This window comes from Thiohalomonas denitrificans (genome assembly GCF_016841685.1).
GTDB classification, from domain to species: domain Bacteria; phylum Pseudomonadota; class Gammaproteobacteria; order Thiohalomonadales; family Thiohalomonadaceae; genus Thiohalomonas; species Thiohalomonas denitrificans_A.
This window is the reverse complement of record NZ_JAENYR010000030.1, coordinates 1-3,333: the sequence shown is the minus strand read 5'-3', so window position 1 is coordinate 3,333 and position 3,333 is coordinate 1. Positions and strand designations below refer to the sequence as shown.

3 protein-coding genes are annotated in these 3,333 nt (G+C 60.5%); all 3 read right to left on the bottom strand.

All coding sequences use genetic code 11. The features are described from left to right. Positions 1-297: 297 nt before the first annotated feature. The gene (locus Q7L05_RS08395; RefSeq protein WP_303904759.1) at positions 298-1,299 is read right to left on the bottom strand and encodes an ABC transporter permease; all 1,002 of its coding nucleotides are present in this window, start codon (positions 1,297-1,299) and stop codon (positions 298-300) included. Beyond that, complete coding sequence (locus tag Q7L05_RS08390; protein WP_303904756.1) at positions 1,296-2,180, bottom strand: ABC transporter ATP-binding protein; 885 nt, start codon at positions 2,178-2,180, stop codon at positions 1,296-1,298. Before Q7L05_RS08390 ends, Q7L05_RS08395 begins: the two co-directional genes overlap by 4 nt. Positions 2,181-2,374: 194 nt before the next feature. Continuing rightward, positions 2,375-2,986 carry a hypothetical protein gene (locus Q7L05_RS08385; protein ID WP_303904754.1) on the bottom strand — a complete coding sequence of 204 codons (612 nt, stop codon included), beginning with the start codon at positions 2,984-2,986 and terminating at the stop codon, positions 2,375-2,377. Positions 2,987-3,333 lie beyond the last annotated feature (347 nt).

Genomic DNA, 3,333 nt, shown 5'->3' with positions numbered 1-3,333 from the left:
CCCGTAGGGCGCATTCTCGATAGACCACCAACCGCACCAAAAGCCGGCACGGTCACGGAATGCCCCATACGTTGCGGGGGCCCGGGAAAAATGCGCCGCAACACCGAACGTTCGGCGAAACGGTGCCCGTAGGGCGCATTCTGACGCGCCACCTTCATACCACAGAGCCGAAAACCCTACGAGATGCACCAACACCGCTCGGGGGCACATCCCAAATGCGCCGTCTCCGACCACACCGGGCCGGTGCATTTGAAAGATGCACCCACGAAGGGTCGGGGGTATAAACCTACCGCTACGTTACTCCCAGCGAAACGCCAGGGCTCCGATGAAAAGAAACACCGCAGTCATTGCTGCCAACACCACCAGGCGATCCGCAACCTGCAGCAGACCTGCGCCATCGATCATGACGGCCCGTGCCGCATCGATCAGGTGGGTAAGGGGGAAGATCAGGGCAATCTTCTGCACCAGCGGGTGAAGGCCTTCGAGGGAAAACCAGACACCGGAGAGAAACATCATCGGCCAGCTCACGAGATTGAGCAATCCACTGGCAAACTCCTCACTGGCGCTGCGCGAGGCAATCACCAGGCCGAGGCTGATTACGCTCATGGCGCCAAGCGTAAAGATAAGCAGCAAATCCAGATAACTACCCTCCATCGGAAAATCGATGAAGAGACTCATCCCGAAAAAGACACCCGCCGTCACCAGAAGAATGACCCAGAGGCGGGAAATGACCTGCGCACTCAGAAACTCGAAAGCGCTCAGCGGCGTCGCCTTCAGCCGTTTCAACACACCGTTTTTCCGGTATCGCACGATGACATAGCCCACCCCGTAGAGGGCCGAAAACATCATGTTCATGGAAAGTACACCCGGCAGCAGCCAGTCCACATAGCGGATCGGCTCCCCCTGCACCGCCTGCCGCACCAGCGGTTGTCCGGTGGAGCCCTGGAGGGCTCGTTCCAGGATATGCCCGCGGGGCGAGGTTTCATTCACCCAGTAACGGTTGCTGCCCGGCTCCATCAACAGATCCAGCTGGTGCCGCTGAACCTTTCGCAGCCCCGACTGAAGGTCATCGACAGCGATAAAGTCCACGTACTGCAAATCCCGGAACTGGGCCTCAGCGACCTCCGGCTCGCCCAGAACACCCACCTTGTAGAGATCGACGCCCTCATCCGAAAAGGCGAAGGCGAAACCGGCCACAATCAACACCGGAAACAGGACGTTCCAGGCCAGGGCGGAACGGTCCCGAAAAAATTCCTTGTTGCGCGCCCAGAAAATCGCCAGCAACCGTGAAAGGCTCATTTCCGCAGTTCCTTGCCGGTCAGTTCGAGGAACAGGTCATCGAGCGTGCGCTCGCGGATCTGCAGCCTGCCCAGGGGGACGCCTGCATCGATAAGCCGCCGGATAGTATCGTTGACGTCGGAAGAGAGCAGCTCGACGCGGTCACCACAGTGGAGCACCATCAGTTCCGGGTCCTCACGCTGGGGATGAAAATCCTCGGCCGGCAAGTCCAGTACCACGTCGTGAAAGTGCTCGGCCAGCAACGCCTTGGGGCTGCCTTCGGCGATGATCCGGCCGTGGTCCATGATGGCGATCTCGTCGCAGAGCACGTAGGCCTCTTCCATGTAATGGGTGGTCAGCAATACCGTCTTGCCCCGCTGCTTGATGTCCCTCACCAGATCCCAGAGCCGGCGCCGCGCCTGGGGATCGAGCCCAGTGGTCGGCTCATCCAGGAACAGCACTTCCGGATCGTTGACGAGCGCGATGGCCAGCAGCAGGCGCTGCCGCTGTCCCCCGGAAAGCTTGTGGGTGTCCCGATCCAGGATGTCCTCCAGCGAACAGGAGGCGACCAGGTCCTTCAATGGCACAGAGCGGGGATAGAGTCGCGCGAAGAGCTTCAGCGCCTCGCGAACGGTGATATGTTCCTGCAATGAGGTGGACTGGAACATGATTCCCGCCTCGTCCCGGAAACGGCGTCCCAACGGTTCACCCTGATAGAGAAGTTCGCCCGAGGTAGGGTTCGTAATTCCTTCGAGGATTTCAATGGTGGTGGTCTTTCCCGCCCCATTGGGTCCGAGCAGGCCGAAACAGGTGCCCTTGCGAATCGAGAAACTCGCGCCATCGACGGCCCGCACGCCGCGAAACTGCTTTACCAGATTACGAACTTCGATGAGTGCAGGCACGATAAGCGAGACTCGGCGTGAAAGGGACGCCATTTTCAACGCAAAAGGGCCCGGACGCAAAAAGATAGAGATTCAAGGAAAAGATACGAGATACGAGGGGCATGTGCAGGATTCGCCCGCGCGTTATCTCAATAAAACGTGCGCGCAGCGTACTCACCCCCTCGAATCCCGTATCTTTGACCTCGTATCTCTTTTCAGGCGCGCAGCTTGCGCTGATCCTCATGTTCTCCCGTCGACCGGTCGGCGGTCACCCGAACACCCACAGCGCCGCCCCAGAGCCCGAGCCCCAGTGAAAGCAGAAGCCCGGCAAACAGCCACCAGGACGTGGTCGAGAGCGCATCCAGCCGCTCGGAGATCCCGGCACCATCGACTTGCCCGGCCGGGCCCGTCTGCCCCAGTTGGGCCAACTCCTGACCAAACACGGCAAACGCTCCCCCAAACACCGCCCCCATAGCCGTGGACATCAACCAGGCCAGCAGCAGGGTAACGGTCGCCCAGACCACGAAGCCGTGCAGCACCCCGTCAGAACGCCGCGCCAGACCCGAAAGGCGACCCGCCACATTGCCTCCCAGCCAAACGGCTATCAGCATGCTGATCACCGTCCACGCCCCCGTCATCGGAGGCACGGCACCCAGATCCGGTTGCTCAGCCCCCACTACGGTAAGCCCGGCTGCAACTCCCAGTAGCGCCAGCAGCAGGAAAACCGAGAGGCCGACGATGGTACCGGCAAACACCGCCCCCCATCGCAGATAGCTCACCTGAAGACGGCGCGGCGGCGCAGTCCGCACCAACGACTCCACATCCATAGGCTTCTCCTCCTGATGATCTTGCCTCCTCTGTCATTACGAGGAGCCCTGGCGACGAAGTAATCTCCTGCTTCCAAACCCCGGATTGCCGCATCGCTGGAGCTCCTCCTGATGAACTTCCCCCCGCTGTCATTACGAGGAGCCTCGGCGACGAAGTAATCTCCTGCTCCCAAACCCCAGATTGCCGCGTCGCTGTGGCTCCTCCTGATGAACTTCCCCCCCTGTCATTACGAGGAGCCCCGGCGACGAAGTAATCTCCTGCTCTCAAACCCCAGATTGCCGCGTCGCTGTGGCTCCTCCTGATGAACTTGCCCCTCTGCTGTCATTACGAGGACGCCTACATGGAC